Origin of the sequence: Cohnella thailandensis (assembly GCF_014212135.1) — a bacterium.
Lineage (GTDB): Bacteria > Bacillota > Bacilli > Paenibacillales > Paenibacillaceae > Cohnella > Cohnella thailandensis.
Genome location: NZ_JACJVQ010000008.1, coordinates 1 through 17,151 on the forward strand (window position 1 = coordinate 1; position 17,151 = coordinate 17,151).

Here is a 17,151-nt window from a genome sequence, read left to right on the forward strand (position 1 = left end):
CGAGATCTTGCCGCCGTAGCGCGGAAGGAACTTCTCGCCCCGCTCCGCCGCGATCGCGTTGAGGCGATCCGCCTCGTCCTGCGCCGCATGGTGCTTCCACAGCTTCACCCAGCCGTGCGGATTGTCCTTCCACTCCGGCTTGAGGCACAGCGGCGTGCCGTCCGCGTCCACGGGCAGCATCGTGCACGCCGTGAAGTCGATGCCGAGGCCGATGACGTCCTCCGGCGACACGCCGGATTCGGCCAGCACGGCCGGAACCGACTTGCGAAGCACCTCGATATAGTCGTCCGGATGCTGAAGCGCCCAGTCGTGCTCCAGCTCGATTCCGGACGCCGGCAGCTTCTCGTCGATGACGCCGTGCGGATAAGGGGTGACATGATCGGCGATTTCATGGCCGTTCGCCAGATCCACCAGAACGGCGCGGCCGGATTGCGTTCCGTAGTCGATGCCGATGGCGTATTTTTTGCTCATCGTCTCTTCCTCCATATGGGAATGATATTGGATGATTCCGTGGCTCAGCTTCTAACGCTCAATGCTCCTTGCCCGGCTGGCCGTAATAGGCGTTCGCCCCGTGCTTGCGAAGATAATGCTTATCGAGCAGCTCCTGCTGCATCGACGGAATGCCGCCGTTCAGCTGCCGGGTATGGTAAGCCATCTTCGCCACCTCCTCGAGCACGACCGCGTTGTGCAGCGCGTCCATCGGGTCCTTGCCCCACGCGAACGGGGCATGGCTGTACACGAGAACGCCCGGCACCGCCTTCGGGTCGATTCCCTTGAACGTCTCGATGATGACGTTGCCCGTCTCGAGCTCGTAGGCTCCCTTGATCTCCTCCGCCGTCATCGGACGCGTGCACGGAATCGTGCCGTAGAAGTAGTCGCCGTGCGTCGTTCCGAGCGCCGGAATGCCTTGGCCCGCCTGCGACCAGATCGTCGCCCAGGACGAGTGGGTATGAACGATGCCGCCAATGCCCGGCCATGCCTTATAGAGAGCGAGATGGGTCGGAGTGTCCGAGGACGGGCGCAGGTTGCCCTCGACGACGTTGCCTTCCGGATCGACGACGACCATCTGCTCCGGCGTCAGCTCCTCGTACGGAACCCCGCTCGGCTTGATGACCATAAGGCCCGACTCCCGGTCGAAGCCGCTGACGTTGCCCCAAGTGAACGTAACCAGACCATAAGCCGGCAATTCCGCATTCGCTCGGCACACGCTTTGTTTTAATTTTTCCAACAACTCGCATCCATCCCTTCCCGCTAAAAGTCCGCATTCGAATCCGTTTACATTATACACTTGTACGTACATGTATGTCGAGAGGTCCCCCATAGATTGCCTGCCTGTTCAGACAAGAAGCGACAGATTTCTATCGAACCTGCCGCATCCGCTTTACTCTATGGAAGCCGTCGACTGTCGAGGAACGACCTGCGGAGCGAATTCCCAGCCCGGTTCCTCCTGCCGCGCCCCGTTCTCCAGCATGGAGATGAGCAGCTGCGCCGCCTTCTCGCCCAGCTCCTCCTTCGGATGGTTCACGCTCGTCAGCTTGATCTCCGTCGCCGTCGCCAGGAACGAATCGTCATATCCGATGATCGACAGGTCCTCGGGTACTCGCAAGTCGGCTTCCCGCACGACGTCCAGCAGCGCCACGGCCAATTGATCGTTGTAGCAGACGATGGCGGTCGGCCGGTCCGTCCGGTTCAGCAGCTCGCGAAGCGCCGCCCGGGGCAGCTCCTCCCTCTGCTCGGTCTCGTACCGAACGACTAGCTCCGGATCGACGAGGATGCCGCGCTCCCGGTGCGCCTTCACGAAGCCTTTCATCCGGTTCACGCCCTGCAGGTCGTCCGTCTTGAAGAAGCCCGCGATGCGCCTATGCCCCAAGGACAGCAAATGCTCCGTCGCCACGCGCCCGCCCGCTTCGTCGTCCTGCTTCACGACCGGGCAGTCCAGGTCCGGATACCTCTCGTTGATCATAAGCAGAGGAATGCCGTGGTATTGCATCGCCATATAGGCATCGAAATTCGGATTGCCTTCCGCGCTTCGCGTCGGCTCGACGATGAGGCCGCACACGCCTTGGCTCAGCATCATCTCGAGGCTCTCACGCTCCCGGTCCTTGCGGTTGTCGGTGCTCGAGAGCAGCAGCCGGTAGCCCTGCTCCTTGAGCCCGGCCTCCACGCCGCGCACGATAGAGGGAAAAATATAATCCGAAATATAAGTCGTGATCATCCCGACCGTGCGGTTGCCGCCGGCCGTTCTTCGCTCTCCCGACAAGCGCGAGACGAACGTTCCCTTGCCTTGCTCCCGCGAGAGCCAGCCTTCCTGAACCAGCTCGCCGATCGATTGGCGGACCGTCTGGCGGCTCAGGCCGAATTGTTCGGACAGCTCGTTCTCCGAAGGCAGCTTGTCCCCCGGACGGTAGCGCCCGCCGGCGATCCAGGAGACGATTTCTTCTTTGAGCTTCAAGTATTTCGGGGATTGCGAAGAACTCAAGCCATTCACCTCGGACGAAGTTGATAGGCTCATTATAGCACAGGCTTGAACTTGTACGTACCTTTAGTTGGTTTTGCGCAATTCGGTGGGGGGAACGCCCTTGTAGCTTTTGAAAAGCCGGCTGAAGTAGTACACGTCGTGGAAGCCGTGCGTCAGCGCGATCTCGGTGATCGTTTTGTCCGAATGCCTCAGGTCGTACTCGCAGCGGTTGACTCGCACGAAGTTGATGTAATCGGTCACGGACCGGTCCGTCAGCTCCTTGAACGTCCGCCCGAAGTGGAAGCGGCTCATGTTCGCGATATCGGCGAGCTCGTCGACGGAGAGCTTGCGGGAGTAATTTTCCTCGATGTGGCGCAGAACCGGATCGATCCGCTCCAGCTTGCGAATGCGGGACGAATACTCCTCGGGGGAAAATTGCACGGCGACGTGATGGCGCAGCAGCGCGGTCAGCAGACGATAGATCCAGGACTTGACGGCCAGCTCGTACCCGAAAGCCTCGCCGAAGAACTCCTCGATCAGAGAAGAGAGGCTCTCCCTGACAAGGGGATCGTCGGAAATTTTGTTCTCGAAGCGAATCCGGTTGCTCGCGATCGGGGCGATGTATTTCGTCTCCACCGCGTCGACCGTGCGGCTGTGAAGCAGAGACGGATCCACGATTACCGCATAGTAGAAAACCCGGTCGGACAGCGTGATGCCATGGTGAAGATCGGTGCTGTTGAGGATAAAAATGTCGCCAGGAACCGCGTCGTATTGCTGGGAGTTGCAGGTGAAGCGAACCTCTCCCTCCATGACGTAAATAAACTCGAGGTGGGCGTGCCAATGATTATTGAACGTCGTGGTACCCGATTTCTCGTAGAGGCAACGATGGATTTTCATCGGGAAGAGCGGATCCGGCATGTCCATTTCTTCTCTTAGCATAGGGGGTTTCTCCAAGGTTTACCGCCTCCCATCGCACAATTTTACAAAAACTCAGCATAGCCGTTCATGGCTCTCGCTTCCCTTTCATTCTATATTACCTAGTGTGAATAGCAAACCCATAAGGAGCGATGAATCGTGGCAAACACCGTCAGAATCGGAGTTATCGGCACCGGATCGATCTCTCAGGCTCACTTGGACGCTTACCGGAACCATCCCGAAGTTCAGCTAGCGGCCGTGGCGGACGTAAACGCGGCAAGAGCGGCGGAGACCGCACGTAAATACAACGCTTCGCGCAGCTACGGAAGCTTCGACGAGCTGCTCGCCGATCCGGAGATCGACGCCGTCAGTATCTGCACATGGAACAACACGCACGCCCCTATCGCCATTAAAGCCATTCAAGCGGGCAAGCACGTGCTCGTCGAGAAGCCGCTTAGCTTGACCGTCGAAGAGGCTTTGGAGATCCAAGAGGCCGTCCGCTCGTCGGATCGGATTCTGCAGGTCGGCTTCGTCCGCCGGTACGACCCGAATGCCCAATTGCTGAACCGCTTCGCCCAGCTCGGCGAATTCGGCGAGATCTACTACGCGAAGGCATCCATCCTGCGCAGGCTCGGCAATCCCGGCGGCTGGTTCGCGGACGTAACCCGCTCCGGCGGCGGACCGCTCATCGACATCGGCGTTCACGTCATCGATCTCATCTGGTACCTGATGGGCAAGCCGAAGCCGGTATCGGTCAGCGGCAACGTATACAACAAGCTGGGCAACCGCTCCAACGTCAAGGGGCTTAGCTTCTATAAAGCGGCGGACTACGACGCGTCGCTCAACACCGTCGAGGATATGGCGAATGCGATGATCCGCTTCGAGAACGGCGCTTCTTTATTGGTGGATGTCAGTTTCACGCTGCATGCGAGCAAGGACGAAACGTCGGTCAAGCTGTTCGGCACGAAGGGCGGGTTCGAGGTCGACCCCGAGGTGAAGATCGCGACCGAGAAGCACGATATCATGCTGAACGTCGTTCCTCAGACGGACGATAAAGGGTTTAACTTCGTTCGGGCTTTCCAAGAGGAGATCAACCACTTCGTCGCTTCCGTCCAGAACGGAACGGAGCCGCTCAGCCCGGTCGAGGACGGCGTCGCCGTCATGAAGATGCTGCGCGCGGTTTACGAGTCGGCGGAGAAGGGCAGCGAGATCCGGCTGGATTAAGCTTCGAGAGATAGGGAACTAGATCAAGGAAAAAGGGGACGAATCGATGAAACTCGGATTAAGCACTTATAGCCTTCAAGGAGCTTTGAACTCGGGCGAGATGACCGTCCTGGACGTCATCGACTGGATCGCCGACCATGAAGGGGAGCATGTCGAGATCGTTCCGATCGGGTACAGCTTGATCGAGGAGCCTTCGTTGATCGAACGGATCAAAGAGCGCGCCTCGGCTCGAGGGCTCGATATCTCCAACTACGCGATCGGAGCCAACTTCGACGCGGAGGACGACGAAGCCTACGAGAGCGAGATCAAGCGGGTCATGGCGCACGTCGATATCGCCAAAGCGCTGGGCGTCGGCAAGATGCGGCACGACGTCGCCTTCCGCGACGGGGCGTCGACGGAGCAGTTCCAGCGGGAGCTTCCGAAGCTGGCGGCCGCTTGCTGCCGCATCGCCGAATATGCCGAGAAGCAAGGCGTCGTCACCAGCCTGGAGAACCACGGCTACTTCCTGCAAGGCAGCGAGCGCGTGCTCGCCTTGATCGATGCCGTGGGGCATCTGAACTTCAAGCTCACGCTCGATATCGGGAACTTCCTGTGCGCGGACGAGAATTCGGTCGCCGCGGTGAAGCGGACGATCGGCAAGGCTTCCATCGTTCACTTGAAGGACTTCTACGTTCGGGCGGAGAACGCGCGGCCCGGCGAGGGCTGGTTCGCGACGACCGCGGGCAATCATCTTCGCGGAGCGATCTTCGGGCACGGGGACATCGACACTCGCGAAGTTCTTCGCGTCGTTAAAGCTTCCGGCTACGACGGCTACCTGTCTCTCGAGTTCGAGGGGCTGGAAGACTGCCGGCTCGGGGCGAGACTTGGGCTGGACAACGCAAGACGGCTGTGGAACGAAGTTTAACCATTAAAAGGAGGAATAGAGCCCCATGGTTAGAATTACGAATCCGATCGGCGTCATCGTGGACAGCTTCCGCGTCGGCGTCAGCGAAGGCCTTCGCAAGGCGAAGGAAGTCGGCGCGGACGGCGTGCAGATTTATGCCGTCAGCGGCGAGATGGATCCCGCCGTCATCACGAAGGCCCGCATTCGCGAGCTGAAGGACGAGCTCGATTCTCAGGGCTTGCGCATCTCCGCCCTTGTCGGCGATCTCGGCGGGCACGGCTTCCAGGATGCGAGCGAGAACCCGTGGAAAATCGAGAAGTCGAAGCGCATCCTCGATCTGGCCGTCGAGCTCGGCACGAACATCGTGACGACGCACATCGGTATCGTGCAGGAGGACCCAAGCAGCGCGGTCTACGCGGCGATGCAGTCCGCCTGCGAGGAGCTCAGCCAGTACGCGAGCAGCCTGAACGCGTACTTCGCGATCGAGACCGGCCCGGAGACGTCGGCCCGGCTCAAGTCCTTCCTCGATACGCTAAGCACGAAGGGCGTCTCGGTCAACTACGACCCGGCGAACCTCGTCATGGTGACCGGCGACGATCCCGTCCAAGGCGTGTACACGCTGCGCGACTACATCGTGCACACCCATGCCAAGGACGGCGTCCGCCTGCAGGAGGTCGATCCGCGCTACATTTACGGCGCTCTCGGCTTCGAGCCGATGGAGCACGAGAAGCTGGCGATGCAGGTCGAGTCCGGCGTCTACTTCCGCGAAGTGCCGCTCGGCGAAGGCTCCGTCGACTGGAACGCCTACCTTCAGGCACTGAACGATATCGGCTACAACGGCTATCTCACCATCGAACGCGAAGTCGGCACCGACCCGTCCGGCGACATCGCCAAGGCGGTTCAGTTCTTGAAGCAGTATCGGTAAGGCGAACACCCCCGGGAACGAAACGTTCTCGGGGGTTGTTCGTTGTCGCAGATTACTCTCGATGTGATGCAAAAATACATCTCATAACCTCATTTTTGCTTGAAATTAAACAATGAGATGTAAAAATGCACTTGATTCTTGCAGATTCGGTTTGTTTCCGTCATTGGAATTGGATCAGATGTATTTTTGCACCTCATTCTCCCCAAACGCGCTTTAAACATTTAAAGAGATGCACTTTCGCATTACATTCACCTAAACAGGGCGGCCAGTATCACCTCCAGAGCCTCTCAGCCGAATTCTCTCGAAGCTCGTACTTCATAATGCGATCGCATCCGCTTGCTTTTATTGGATTGAACACCCCTTTCTCGCTGAGCGCATTCAGATACTTAACCGCACTTCTCTGATTGAGGCCCAAATGCTTTACCACGTCGATCGGCCTTATCGCGCGAGCAAGAGTATGGGCTAGACGCACGATCTCTTTCTCGGCAATAGAAGTTTTCGTTTCTTTTCCGTCTCCTGGCTCCGCCTGATACCGACTCAACACCATCCTCAGAAGAGTCCTGCACAGCTCCGGTCGGTCCTTTACATCGTCGTAGGAGAACGAGATGACGACGAACCCCATGGCGGTTAGAAAAGTCTCGCGGTTCAGCTCGTTGCTGTACTTCTTGCGATCCATGTCCCTCACGTGAGAACCGAAGCCCTTGATTTCGATGATGAGCTTCACCTGGCTCGTAATCCACGCGAAGTCGCAGAAGTAGCTCATGCCCCGCCAATCAAGCACCTCGTATTCGGGATGCAAGCCGTCGAAGCTGCCGCGCAAAGGCCACCATACATTTCAGCAGAACAGCTTTTCCGCCTCCCGATGCCCGCGTTCCAGCCGCCCTCGCCGCTCCCCCTTCCTTCTCTCGAGATGTCCCCGAATAAAAACTTGATGCGCTTCTTCAAAGCTTGCCCCTGTTCTCGTTACCATGCTTGTCCCCCCTGAAAATAAACAAAGAACGAACCGAAACGCTCGCAAGGAGCGGATCAGGACGTTCTTCGTCTCTGTTGCTTCTATTTTAGTAAACTCACCCATACATTTCCATCTGTTTCTCAAAATTCTTTATCTCTCCGCAGAAGCATAAGCCTCCGCCGCCGCCGACAAATAATAAGCGAGCCCGGTCTGCTGGTCTTCGAGCATCTTAAGATGAAAGTCGTCGCTTAAGAAAAACCGAGTTTGCGCCGCAAAGTCGGAAGCCGATGCCGGATGCCCATGACGATTCAGGAATTCCAGATGGCAACGAATCGACTCCGCGATTTTCTCTTCGTTATGCTTGACGCCTTCCCGCAGCGAGGCCGCCATTAGATTCATGAAGGCCATCGCTTCGACGGCTTGTTCGTTCAATTCCGGAACGTCGTCGGGAGCGACCTCGGCAAGCTCCGCCCCATAAGTTTCCTTTAAATACTCCTTCTGCCCGGAGAGCGCCCGATTCCACTCCTCCTCGTTTGCGAATCCTTTGAACATTTCCTTGTTTTCCATAGGTATCCCTTCCTTCATGCACATAATGGATTTACTTAACGTTTGAGCGATCGCGTCCAGCCTCTGCCTGCGACTGCGGATCATTTCCTCCTGCTGCTGCAGAATGGAGAGCCGATCCGAATGCCCTTCGAACATTTCCTTGATTTGATCCAGGGGCATCTCCATCTCCCGGAAAAACAAAATCTCCTGCAACCGTTCGAGCTCCGCCTTGCCATACAGCCGATAGCCGGCTTCGCTTACCTTGCTCGGCGGCAGAAGTCCGATCTTGTGATAGTGATGAAGCGTCTTGACGGTCACGTTCGATAGCTCCGACACTTCCTTAACCGTGTATACCGTTGCTCATCCCTCCCTTCAATCCGTAGCATAAAGTCTCCCCTAAGAGGAGAGTCAAGGCTTCTGCGAAAAAAATAATAAAGCCGGCGGACCCTGATCCGCCGGCTTTCCATGCCGCATTTACTCTGCTTGCCATTACTTCGCTTACTGAACGATATCCTTGATCGCCTGGTCGAACTTCTCGAACAGCTTATCCTTGTCGATCGAGCCGCCTTGGTATTCCTGCATCGCGGCGCCCCATCCTTGGATGACGCCGTCCGGGTAGCGGCCCCAATGCCAGCCGCCCGCGTCCTTCGCTTGCTCGGAGACGGCGGCGCCGAGCTGGCCGATGTCGTCCGCGGTCGCCGGAATCGTCACGAGCGCCGGGATGAACTTGAACTCCTTCGTCAGGTACGTTTTGCCGGTCTCGGAAGTGGCGAGCCAATTCAGGAACGCCTTCGCTTCTTCCGGGTACTTGGACTTGCTGTTGACGATCCAGAAGTTGGCCGGACCGGTATAGATGTGAGATTTGCCGCTGTCGTCGAGCGGAATCGGCAGCATGCCGAGGTTCAGCTTCGCTACCTTGTCGATGTCTCCTTGAATCCAGTTGCCTTGCTGGATCATCGCGGCCTTCCCCGTCGCGAACAAGGACACTTGGGTCGCGTAGTCCGTCGTCAGCTTGTCCTTCTGGCTGTGCCCGAACACCAGATCGACGTAGTTGATCCAGTTCTCGTACACGGAATTGCCTTTGAAGGAAGCGGCGCCCGTCTTCGTATCTTCGATGAACTCCACCGGATCCGGTTGCTCGGCGAGACCGACGTTGATCGTGTGGTGCCCGATGGACCACCATTCGTTCGTCGTCGAGAACGGCGTGATGCCGGCCGCCTCGAGCTTGGCCACGGCGTCCTTAAGCTGCGTCAGCGTCTTCGGGAGCTCGGTAATGCCGGCTTGCGCGAACAGATCTTTATTATAAATGATGCCGTAGCCTTCGATGTTCATCGGCATGCCGAGCAGCTTGCCGTCCACCGTCGCCGGCGCCGCCGCGGCCGGCACGACGTCCTTCGCCCAAGCTTCGCCCGACAGGTCGGTCGCGCGGTCGTAATACGGCTCGAGAGCCGCGAAGCCTTCGGAGTTGAAGATCTCCGGTTCGGAGCCGGACGCGATCTCCGCCTTCAGCAGGGCGTTGTAATCTTCGCCGCCGCCGTGGGTTTCGATCTCGACCTGGACTCCCGTCTCCTTCTCGTATTGTTCGGCCAGCTGATTGAACTTGTCCGCGATCTCGACCTTGAAGTTGAAAATCTTGATCTTGACGTCCTTCTTCTCGGCTGCCGGGCTTGCCGATTCGGTCGAGGCAGGAGAAGCGGAGCCTCCGGAAGCGTTGGGGCTGGCCGCGCCGTTGTTGTCGTTGTCGTTCCCGCAACCGGCCATAACCGTTACCAGTGCCGTTGCCATCAATAAGGCGGACATGCGTTTCATGCGAAGAAGACCTCCCTGATTGGTATATTCTTTGGCTTACTGAACTCATTATAGAAACCGTTTGCACAACCCTGAACCGAAGATGTTGAACGATTAGGTGGAACATATTGACCACTTGTATTTTTACCCTTTTATGGAACCCGATGTAATCCCTTCGACAATATGCTTCTGCAGCAGCAGGAATAGGACAATAATCGGCGTGACGCTCATCGCGAGCCCGGCAAGCGCCAGATCCCACTGCTTCGTGTACTGCCCGAAGAATCGGGTCACCGCGAGAGGAATCGTCGTCAGGTCCTTGTTGGAGCCGATGATCAGCACCGGGAGCAAATAATCGTTCCAAATCCACAGCGTGTTCAAAATAACGACGGTAACGGTAATCGGCTTCAGCAGCGGGAACACGATTCTCCAGAACACCCCGTACGGCGAGCATCCGTCCACGACAGCCGCCTCTTCGATCTCGAGCGGCACTCCCTTGATAAACCCGTGGAACAACACGACAGACAAGGCGAGGCCGAAGCCCAGGTAACAGACGACGATGCCGATCAGATTGCCGCGGAGCTCGAGCGTGCTCGTGACCCGCACCAATTGAAGCATAACCGATTGGAACGGAATCGTCATCGAGGCGATAAAGCAGAAGAAGAGCGTTTTGTTGAAAATCGTCGGTCTGCGAACGATCCGGTAAGCGGTCATCGAGCTGAGGAGGATGAGGCCGAGAACGCTTAGCGCCGTGATTAAGAAGGAATGATACAGCACGTTCGGGAACCGGATGATGTCCCAAACCTTCGAATAGTTAGCGAACAAGTACTCCTTAGGCAACGAAGCGGCATCGACCATGATCTCGCCGAGCGCTTTGACCGAGTTGACGAGAACGAAGTAGAACGGAGCCAGGAACAACAGCGCGAGAACGATCGCGATCGCCTCGACGATCAGCAGCTTCTTCGATCTGCGTTCCGCTAGGATAGCTTTGCTCATCAGGCCTCCACCTCCTTGCGCTTCGTCAGCCACACCTGCGTAATGGCGATAAGCGAGACGAGAACGAAGAAAATCATCGCTTTGGCCGTGCCCAGGCCGTATCGGTTGTTAACCAGCGCTTCCGCGTAAATGTTGTAAGCGAGCGACTGGGTGGACGTTCCCGGCCCGCCTTTCGTCAAGCTCAGGTTCAGGTCGAACATCTTGAACGCGTTCGAGGTCGTGAGGAACAAGCAGACGGTAACGGCCGGCATGATAAGCGGGATCGTCACCTTGCGGACCGTCTGCCAGTAGCTCGCCCCGTCGATGACGGCCGCCTCGGACAGATCCTTCGGCACGCCGACGATCGCCGCGATGTAGATGACCATCATGTAGCCCGCGGACTGCCAGACGAACACGATGACGAGTCCCCAGAAGCCCGTCCCGGGGGTTCCGAGCCACGGCAGCTCGAACAGCGGCCAGCCGGTGAATTCCCCGATCGTTTTGAAGCCCTTCGTGAAGATAAACTGCCAGATATAGCCGAGCAGGATGCCGCCGATGACGTTCGGCAGGAAGAAGACCGTCCGCAGGAAGTTGCGGGTCTTAAGAGCTCTCGACAAGGCAAGCCCCAGCACAAAAGCAAGCCCGTTCGTGATCAGCACCGTAACCGCCGTGAACTTCAGAGTGAACGCGAGCGACGCCCAGAACTTCTCGTCGTTCGCGAAGATTCGATTCAGATTGTCCATGCCGATCCACTTGGCCTTGTTCAGATCCAGTCCATTCCATTCCGTGAACGAATAATAGAACCCAAGCAAGAACGGCACCAGCACGATGATGGAGAAAGCAATAAGCCCCGGACCCACGAACACCGATTGCCGGATCCACTCTCCCGTTTTTTTGCGCAATGACATTGCCTCTCTCCCCTTTCGCCATTCCATATTCTGAATGATAAAGAGATATTGTCAGACGGGCCACCGATAGATATGATGGGTTTGGTGTAATATATTGACCTCAAGGGGAGGGACCGGCGATGTTTCGGACGAGCATCCGCACCAAGCTGATGGCCTTGCTGCTGGCGGCGACCATCATTCCGATATTGATCTCGATGCTGGTCTCCAATCACTATATCAAGTCCGCCGTGACCGAGAAGTCGATCAAAGAGAACCAGACGATGCTGTCCCTCGGCGCGAATAACATCCTGAATTACATGAACACGATCAACCGAGTTTCCCTTAACGCTTACAATTCCAACAACAGTCCGACCTCCATGTTCGCCATCATCGAGAGAGGGAGCGCGGCCAACGTCGTCAGCGAAACGTTCGACGCGAACAACCGCATGACGCTGTACACGCATCTGCTGAATATGTACCAATCGCTGCCCGGAGCCCACCAGATACAGCTTCAGATTCTCGGGCCCGACCGGATGACTTACCTGCTTGCCAGAGGTTTGTACCGGGGAGGAAGCAACAGCACGATCGAATGGCCTTCCGCGCGCGCGAACAATCCGAAGCCCTTCGTCGAAGCGACTCATCGGAGCGCTCATTACGCGTACGATCGGAATCGCAGCATCAAAGAGGAAAGCGTATTCACTTTGCGGCGCCCCATCATCCGCACGCCGAGCGACGAGATCATCGGCTACCTCTCCATCGATATCAAAAGCGAGGAGCTCGAAGGAATCTGCTCCAGCCTGGTCACGTCGAGCAAGGAGACGCTTTACCTCATGGACCGGAGCGGACAGCTTCTCTGCTCCGCGAATTCCAAGCTGGACGAGGGTCCGCTGCAGCTGGCATGGACGGATCGGCTTCTGTCGCTTCCTCAGGAGAGCGGGCACATCGAGTGGCAGGACGACAGCTTCTCCGGCATCGTCATCTACGACACTCTTCAGACGAATTTCATGGATTGGATCGTCGTCAAGGAGCTTCCCTACTCGTACCTGTACGAGGATGCCCAGACGGTTCGGACGATCAACTCGCTTATCATCGCGCTTTTCCTCGTTGTCGTCGTGCTGGCCACCCTGTTCATCTCGTTCCAGTTCACGAGGCCGATCAAGCAGCTGATTCTGCATATCAACAAAGCCCAGATCGGCAATCTGAACGCCGCCGCCGTCCCCGTGCAGAGCAAGGACGAGATCGGCATTCTGGCGCGGCGCTTCAACTCGATGATGGGCACGATCGGCGACCTGATCAACAAGGAATATAAGCTCGAGCTAGCGAACAAGACGAACCAGCTCAAGGCGATGCAGGCGCAGATCAACCCCCATTTTCTGAACAATTCGCTTCAGTCCATCGGCACTCTGGCCCTGCAGTCGAAGGCTCCGAAGGTGTATTCGCTGCTCAGCTCGCTTGCCCGGATGATGCGTTACACGATGAACACGAACGACGCGATCGTTCCGCTGGAGTCGGAGCTTGCCCATGCGAAGGCGTTCCTGGAGCTGCAACAGCAGCGTTTCTCGGACCAGATCGACATCGCGTTCGATATCGATCCCGCGTCCCGGCAGGTACTCGTTCCCAAAATGCTGCTGCAGCCGCTTGTCGAGAACTATTTCAAGCACGGGTACGAGCCGCAGGGCGGGGCCGGGGCGCTGACGATATCCTCGCGCATGACGAAGGACGGTTGGCTGCTCGTTCAGGTGGAGGACAACGGGCTTGGCGTGCCGCCCGCCCGGTTGGACGAGCTTCAGCAGCAGTTCGCGCGGCTCGGAGCGGCTCCGTTGGACGAGGCGGAGGAAGGCATCGGACTGCGCAACGTCGCCATGAGGCTGAAGCTTTACTTCGGCGAGAAGGCCTCGCTGTCGATCGACAGCCCCGGGGGCGGCCCCGGCGGCTTCCGGGTCGCGCTGCGGATCCCGCTTCAAAGCGGGTTGGAGGTTGAGGGGCCAAGAGTTCAAGATCAGGAGGGTCAGCCATGAAGGTGTTGCTGGTAGACGACGAACAGCACGTGCGGGAAGCGATCAAGCTGCTGGTGGATTGGAGTACGCTTGGCATCTCGGAGATCATGGAGGCGGATAACGGCGAAGACGCGATGCGGATCATCGAGCGGGACAAGCCCGAGATCGTCGTCACCGACATGCGGATGCCTCTCCGCGACGGGGTGGAGCTGCTCGCTTGGATGCAGGAGCGCGAATACCCGGGACGCCGGATCGTCGTGAGCGGGCATGACGATTTTCACCTCGTGCGGAGCACGATGAAATATGGCGGGCAGGATTACCTGCTGAAGCCGGTCGATCCGGAGCAGCTGCAGGAGGCGCTCGTCAAAGCGGTCGCCAGCTGGGAGCAGGAGAGCCAGGAGCGCAAGCGGACCCAGAAGCGCAACATCGAGATGAATCAATTGAAGCCGGTTTATTGGGACAAAATGTTCTCCAGCTTGGTGTCCGAGCCGGCGACTTACGGTGCGGTTAGGGAGACGTTGGAGGAGGAATTCGGGCTGGGCGGAGCGCGTCAAGCGCAGGTCGTCATTCTGAGCATGGATACGATGAGCCGCTCGGTCATGGACAAGTACACCCGCAACCGGGACCTTCTCTTCTTCACCGTGACGAATATTTGCAATGAATTTCTGAGGGAGGATCCGGGGGAGCGTATTCGAGCAAGGGCGGATGACCGCGAAAGGGAGAACAATCGAGACAGGGAGAGCTACCGAGACAGGGAGAGCTACCGAGACAGGGAGAGCTACCGAGTAAAGGAAAACTATCGCGGCTTTGCCTGCCGCTATTGGAATAGCGACCATGACGTGCTTATCGTTCTTTGGGATCGACTCTCGGAGGTTAGGGAGCTGTTGGCTAGAATCCAGCAGGCCTTCCTGTCCACGCTGAAGTGCCGATTCGATCTGGGCATCGGCACCGTCGAAGCTTTTCCGAACGGGCTGGGGACTTCGTATGCCGCGGCCCGAGCGGCTTTGAAGCACCGGAACATACTATCCCGCGCCTCGTGGTGCCACGAGTACGACCCGAACGAGCGTCATCCGGCCGGGAAATTAAGCTTGTTCGAGTTCGAGGAAAGCTTCCGTTTGGCGGTGCTCAGCGGCAACGGGGCGGAGATCGGCATGGCGGTCGGTCGGTGGCTGGAGGAGGTAAGCCGGCTTCCGGTCGTGACTCTTGAGCATATGGAGCTGTGGCGGCATGAATTCGGCGCCATGCTGGAGCGTTGGGCCAAGGATTGGGGAATCGGGGCCGGCATCGGCGATTCGACGTTGCATGGCGAAGAAGAGCGGCCGAACGCGCCGGCAAACTCCGTTCCGCTGGGGGAGGACGGCTCGCTCTCCCTGGAGCAATGGGGTCGCGAGTGGAGCGAACGGCTGTCGCGGGTTGCTGCGAAGCAAGGCGCCGAGCGCGGCCGCGAGCGCAACGTCATGGGCGAGATCGCGAAGTACATCGAGCAGAACTACAACCGCGAGCTGACGCTGCAGGACATCGCGAACCAATTCTACCTAAGCCGGGAGTACATCTCCCGCCGCTTCAAACAGGAATTCGGCGAGAACCTCTCCGACTTCCTCGGCCGCATCCGCATCGAGAAAGCCAAGCTGCTGCTCGGCAACCCGCAGCTGCGCATCGCGGACGTCGCCGAGATGGTCGGCATCTCCGACGAGAAATACTTCAGCAAGGTGTTCAAGAAGCTGGAAGGCGTCTCGCCCAACCAGTACCGGAAGTCGGGCGGGGCGGAGTGAAGATCGCATGAGTGGAGGGGGCCTCTCCCAATGGAGCAGCCGTTAGTCGATTTTTTCGACTATCTCGAGCTCATACGCCCCTTCGGAGGGTCCGTTAGTCGATTTTTTCGACTATCTCGAGCTCATCCGCCCCTTCGAAGGGGCCGTTAGTCGATTTTTTCGACTATCTCGAGCTCATCCGCCCCTTCGGAGGGTCCGTTAGTCGATTTTTTCGACTATCTCGAGTTCATCGACCCCTTCGGAGCAGCCGTTAGTCGATTTTTTCGACTATCTCGAGTTCATCCGCCCCTTCGGAGGCGCTGTTTGTCGATTTTTTCGACTATCTCGAGCTCATACGCTCCTTCGGAGGGTCCGTTAGTCGATTTTTTCGACTATCTCGAGCTCATCCGCCCCTTCGAAGGGGCCGTTAGTCGATTTTTTTTCGACTATCTCCTGACGGAGGGGACGCTAACAGAGAGTTAGCTTATGACTTGGTTACTGGTGCAGCGAGTTAGAGTGAGTTTGGTGGAAAATCCACGGCATAGAGGATGTGTTGCTGTCGGCGCCCTAACCAAGGGTGATATGCGATTTTTCCGTGCATCTCCGATCAATCGGCACCTACTAACCAAGAAGTTGCACGATTTTTCCGTACATCTCCCCGCCTCAAGGCTCCCTGATACGCAGCTCGAGTTTACCCCCGAGCCGGCTTCGGAGCGCCCTGCTTGTGCAGCCGGCCCATCCATTCGTCGAACGGCAGTTGAGCGAGCGAGGTCGGGATGGTCAGATCCGCCTCCGAGAAATCCATGAACGCGGTCAGCTCGTTCGGCACGGCGAGGCCGAACAGTCCCGCAGCTTTGGCGGCGCGCAGCCCGTTAACCGAGTCCTCGATCGCCACCGCTTCCTCCGGCCGCACTTTCAAGGAGGCGATCGCCAGCTTGTACAACGCCGGATCCGGCTTCACCTTCTCCACCTCGTCCGCGGTATGGATCGCTTGGAAATAGTGCAGCAGGCCCTTTTCCTCCAGATGGGGAATCACGTTCTTCCGGTACGAGCTCGTCGCGAGAGCGAGCCCGAACCCGCGGCGCGAAGCCTCCTCCAGCACGGCGACGACGCCGGGGCGAACCTCGACGTTCTTCACCTTCTCGGCGAACGACATCTCGTACTGCCGGTTCAGCTCCTCGCGGTTAAGCAGAAGCCCCGTCTGCTCCTCGAGATCCTTGTACGGATCGTACGCTCCCCAAGTGCCGATTCCTTTCGCCCATTTGGCGAGCGACAGCTCGAGGCCGTATTCGTTGAAGATTCCCCTGAACGCGTCATAAGCGACCGACTCGGTGTCCATTATCGTTCCGTCAAAATCAAATACGATAGCGCGTATCATGGTCTTCCAACTCCCCAGGCTATGAAAATTCGTCTCGGACTCACAGGTCGATGCGATAGGGCAGCTCCAGCTCGTCCGCCGGCAATCCGTTGATCCCCCAGTTGGTCAAAGGGGACTCGATCAGCACGATCTCCAAGTCGTTCGCCGTCAAACCGCACGCGGCCGTCCTCTCGTAAATGAGATTGATCAACTGCTTTTTGGCCTGATCGGAATGACCCTCGGAAATCAGAATCTCGATAATAGTATAATGTTCCGAGCGTCCTGCAGGGTAGAGAAAATCGTCTCTCTCCAGCCAGAAGAACCGTTGGAACTTCTCTTCCTCCGGAATTTGAAAAGCTTCCACCAAACTCATATGAACCATATCCGACAACGTTAAGCGAATGGCTCCGAGCTTGTCCCGGATGCCGTAAATTTTAACTTGGACCATGCAGGATCGCCTCCTTGCTCTATATTAATTCGTAGAATCAGTTCTCCT

General features: G+C 57.7%; 17 protein-coding genes. 5 read left to right on the top strand and 12 right to left on the bottom strand.

Annotation, left to right across the window (positions count from 1 at the left end):
- The 4 genes from H7B67_RS11495 to H7B67_RS11510 form a co-directional block, all read right to left on the bottom strand.
- The coding region (locus H7B67_RS11495) for an FGGY family carbohydrate kinase (RefSeq protein WP_246476041.1) at positions 1-471 on the bottom strand (471 nt) is incomplete at its 3' end.
- 58 nt (positions 472-529) lie between these two features.
- A complete protein-coding gene (gene araD, locus H7B67_RS11500; protein WP_281067930.1) occupies positions 530-1,231 on the bottom strand; it encodes an L-ribulose-5-phosphate 4-epimerase in 702 nt (233 codons plus the stop codon).
- 150 nt (positions 1,232-1,381) lie between these two features.
- Complete coding sequence (locus H7B67_RS11505) at positions 1,382-2,512, bottom strand: GntR family transcriptional regulator (protein WP_185119975.1); 1,131 nt, start codon at positions 2,510-2,512, stop codon at positions 1,382-1,384.
- A 30-nt stretch (positions 2,513-2,542) separates the two neighbouring features.
- A complete protein-coding gene (locus H7B67_RS11510; RefSeq protein WP_185119976.1) occupies positions 2,543-3,397 on the bottom strand; it encodes an AraC family transcriptional regulator in 855 nt (284 codons plus the stop codon).
- Positions 3,398-3,532: 135 nt separating this feature from the next.
- On the opposite strand from H7B67_RS11510, the gene H7B67_RS11515 reads away from it, so the two are divergent.
- From H7B67_RS11515 to H7B67_RS11525, 3 genes are read left to right on the top strand one after another with little or no spacing between them, the layout of a single operon-like run.
- Positions 3,533-4,597 carry a Gfo/Idh/MocA family oxidoreductase gene (locus H7B67_RS11515; protein WP_185119977.1) on the top strand — a complete coding sequence of 355 codons (1,065 nt, stop codon included), beginning with the start codon at positions 3,533-3,535 and terminating at the stop codon, positions 4,595-4,597.
- A 46-nt stretch (positions 4,598-4,643) separates the two neighbouring features.
- Positions 4,644-5,501: a sugar phosphate isomerase/epimerase family protein gene (locus H7B67_RS11520; protein ID WP_185119978.1), complete on the top strand. Its 858-nt coding sequence runs from the start codon at positions 4,644-4,646 to the stop codon at positions 5,499-5,501.
- A 25-nt stretch (positions 5,502-5,526) separates the two neighbouring features.
- A complete protein-coding gene (locus H7B67_RS11525; RefSeq protein WP_185119979.1) occupies positions 5,527-6,405 on the top strand; it encodes a sugar phosphate isomerase/epimerase family protein in 879 nt (292 codons plus the stop codon).
- A gap of 271 nt (positions 6,406-6,676) precedes the next feature.
- On the opposite strand, the gene H7B67_RS11530 is transcribed toward H7B67_RS11525, so the two are convergent.
- The 6 genes from H7B67_RS11530 to H7B67_RS11550 form a co-directional block, all read right to left on the bottom strand.
- On the bottom strand, positions 6,677-7,225 hold the full coding sequence (locus H7B67_RS11530) for a DUF559 domain-containing protein (RefSeq protein ID WP_342592651.1): 549 nt from the start codon (positions 7,223-7,225) through the stop codon (positions 6,677-6,679).
- 15 nt (positions 7,226-7,240) lie between these two features.
- Entirely contained in the window at positions 7,241-7,375 is a 135-nt protein-coding gene (locus tag H7B67_RS31280) for a hypothetical protein (RefSeq protein WP_342592652.1), read from the bottom strand.
- Between the two features lie 132 nt (positions 7,376-7,507).
- Positions 7,508-8,221, bottom strand: coding sequence for a MerR family transcriptional regulator (locus H7B67_RS11535; RefSeq protein ID WP_342592653.1), 714 nt, complete (start codon positions 8,219-8,221; stop codon positions 7,508-7,510).
- Between the two features lie 180 nt (positions 8,222-8,401).
- On the bottom strand, positions 8,402-9,712 hold the full coding sequence (locus H7B67_RS11540) for an ABC transporter substrate-binding protein (protein WP_185119981.1): 1,311 nt from the start codon (positions 9,710-9,712) through the stop codon (positions 8,402-8,404).
- A gap of 123 nt (positions 9,713-9,835) precedes the next feature.
- Positions 9,836-10,684, bottom strand: a complete 849-nt coding sequence (locus tag H7B67_RS11545; RefSeq protein WP_185119982.1) for a carbohydrate ABC transporter permease — start codon at positions 10,682-10,684, stop codon at positions 9,836-9,838.
- Entirely contained in the window at positions 10,684-11,571 is an 888-nt protein-coding gene (locus H7B67_RS11550; protein ID WP_185119983.1) for a carbohydrate ABC transporter permease, read from the bottom strand. Before H7B67_RS11550 ends, H7B67_RS11545 begins: the two co-directional genes overlap by 1 nt.
- Before the next feature lie 119 nt (positions 11,572-11,690).
- Here H7B67_RS11550 and H7B67_RS11555 point away from each other — a divergent pair, with 119 nt between their 5' ends.
- On the top strand, positions 11,691-13,568 hold the full coding sequence (locus H7B67_RS11555) for a cache domain-containing sensor histidine kinase (RefSeq protein ID WP_185119984.1): 1,878 nt from the start codon (positions 11,691-11,693) through the stop codon (positions 13,566-13,568).
- On the top strand, positions 13,565-15,319 hold the full coding sequence (locus H7B67_RS11560) for a response regulator (RefSeq protein ID WP_185119985.1): 1,755 nt from the start codon (positions 13,565-13,567) through the stop codon (positions 15,317-15,319). The genes H7B67_RS11555 and H7B67_RS11560 overlap by 4 nt, the downstream gene beginning before the upstream one ends.
- Before the next feature lie 670 nt (positions 15,320-15,989).
- Here the strand turns inward: H7B67_RS11560 and H7B67_RS11565 are convergent.
- Both H7B67_RS11565 and H7B67_RS11570 read right to left on the bottom strand, forming a co-directional pair.
- Complete coding sequence (locus H7B67_RS11565) at positions 15,990-16,676, bottom strand: HAD family hydrolase (RefSeq protein WP_185119986.1); 687 nt, start codon at positions 16,674-16,676, stop codon at positions 15,990-15,992.
- 40 nt (positions 16,677-16,716) lie between these two features.
- Complete coding sequence (locus H7B67_RS11570) at positions 16,717-17,103, bottom strand: tautomerase family protein (protein WP_185119987.1); 387 nt, start codon at positions 17,101-17,103, stop codon at positions 16,717-16,719.
- Between the last annotated feature and the right edge of the window lie 48 nt (positions 17,104-17,151).

What these genes read in the sequence shown, in the direction of transcription:
- H7B67_RS11540 (WP_185119981.1), bottom strand. Translation starts at nt 9,712, where the DNA reads ATGAAACGCATGTCCGCCTTATTGATGGCAACGGCACTGGTAACGGTT.
- H7B67_RS11550 (WP_185119983.1), bottom strand. Translation starts at nt 11,571, where the DNA reads ATGTCATTGCGCAAAAAAACGGGAGAGTGGATCCGGCAATCGGTGTTC.
- H7B67_RS11505 (WP_185119975.1), bottom strand. Translation starts at nt 2,512, where the DNA reads ATGAGCCTATCAACTTCGTCCGAGGTGAATGGCTTGAGTTCTTCGCAA.
- H7B67_RS11520 (WP_185119978.1), top strand. Translation starts at nt 4,644, where the DNA reads ATGAAACTCGGATTAAGCACTTATAGCCTTCAAGGAGCTTTGAACTCG.
- H7B67_RS11565 (WP_185119986.1), bottom strand. Translation starts at nt 16,676, where the DNA reads ATGATACGCGCTATCGTATTTGATTTTGACGGAACGATAATGGACACC.
- H7B67_RS11510 (WP_185119976.1), bottom strand. Translation starts at nt 3,397, where the DNA reads ATGCTAAGAGAAGAAATGGACATGCCGGATCCGCTCTTCCCGATGAAA.
- H7B67_RS11545 (WP_185119982.1), bottom strand. Translation starts at nt 10,684, where the DNA reads ATGAGCAAAGCTATCCTAGCGGAACGCAGATCGAAGAAGCTGCTGATC.
- H7B67_RS11560 (WP_185119985.1), top strand. Translation starts at nt 13,565, where the DNA reads ATGAAGGTGTTGCTGGTAGACGACGAACAGCACGTGCGGGAAGCGATC.
- H7B67_RS31280 (WP_342592652.1), bottom strand. Translation starts at nt 7,375, where the DNA reads ATGGTAACGAGAACAGGGGCAAGCTTTGAAGAAGCGCATCAAGTTTTT.
- H7B67_RS11570 (WP_185119987.1), bottom strand. Translation starts at nt 17,103, where the DNA reads ATGGTCCAAGTTAAAATTTACGGCATCCGGGACAAGCTCGGAGCCATT.
- H7B67_RS11555 (WP_185119984.1), top strand. Translation starts at nt 11,691, where the DNA reads ATGTTTCGGACGAGCATCCGCACCAAGCTGATGGCCTTGCTGCTGGCG.
- H7B67_RS11525 (WP_185119979.1), top strand. Translation starts at nt 5,527, where the DNA reads ATGGTTAGAATTACGAATCCGATCGGCGTCATCGTGGACAGCTTCCGC.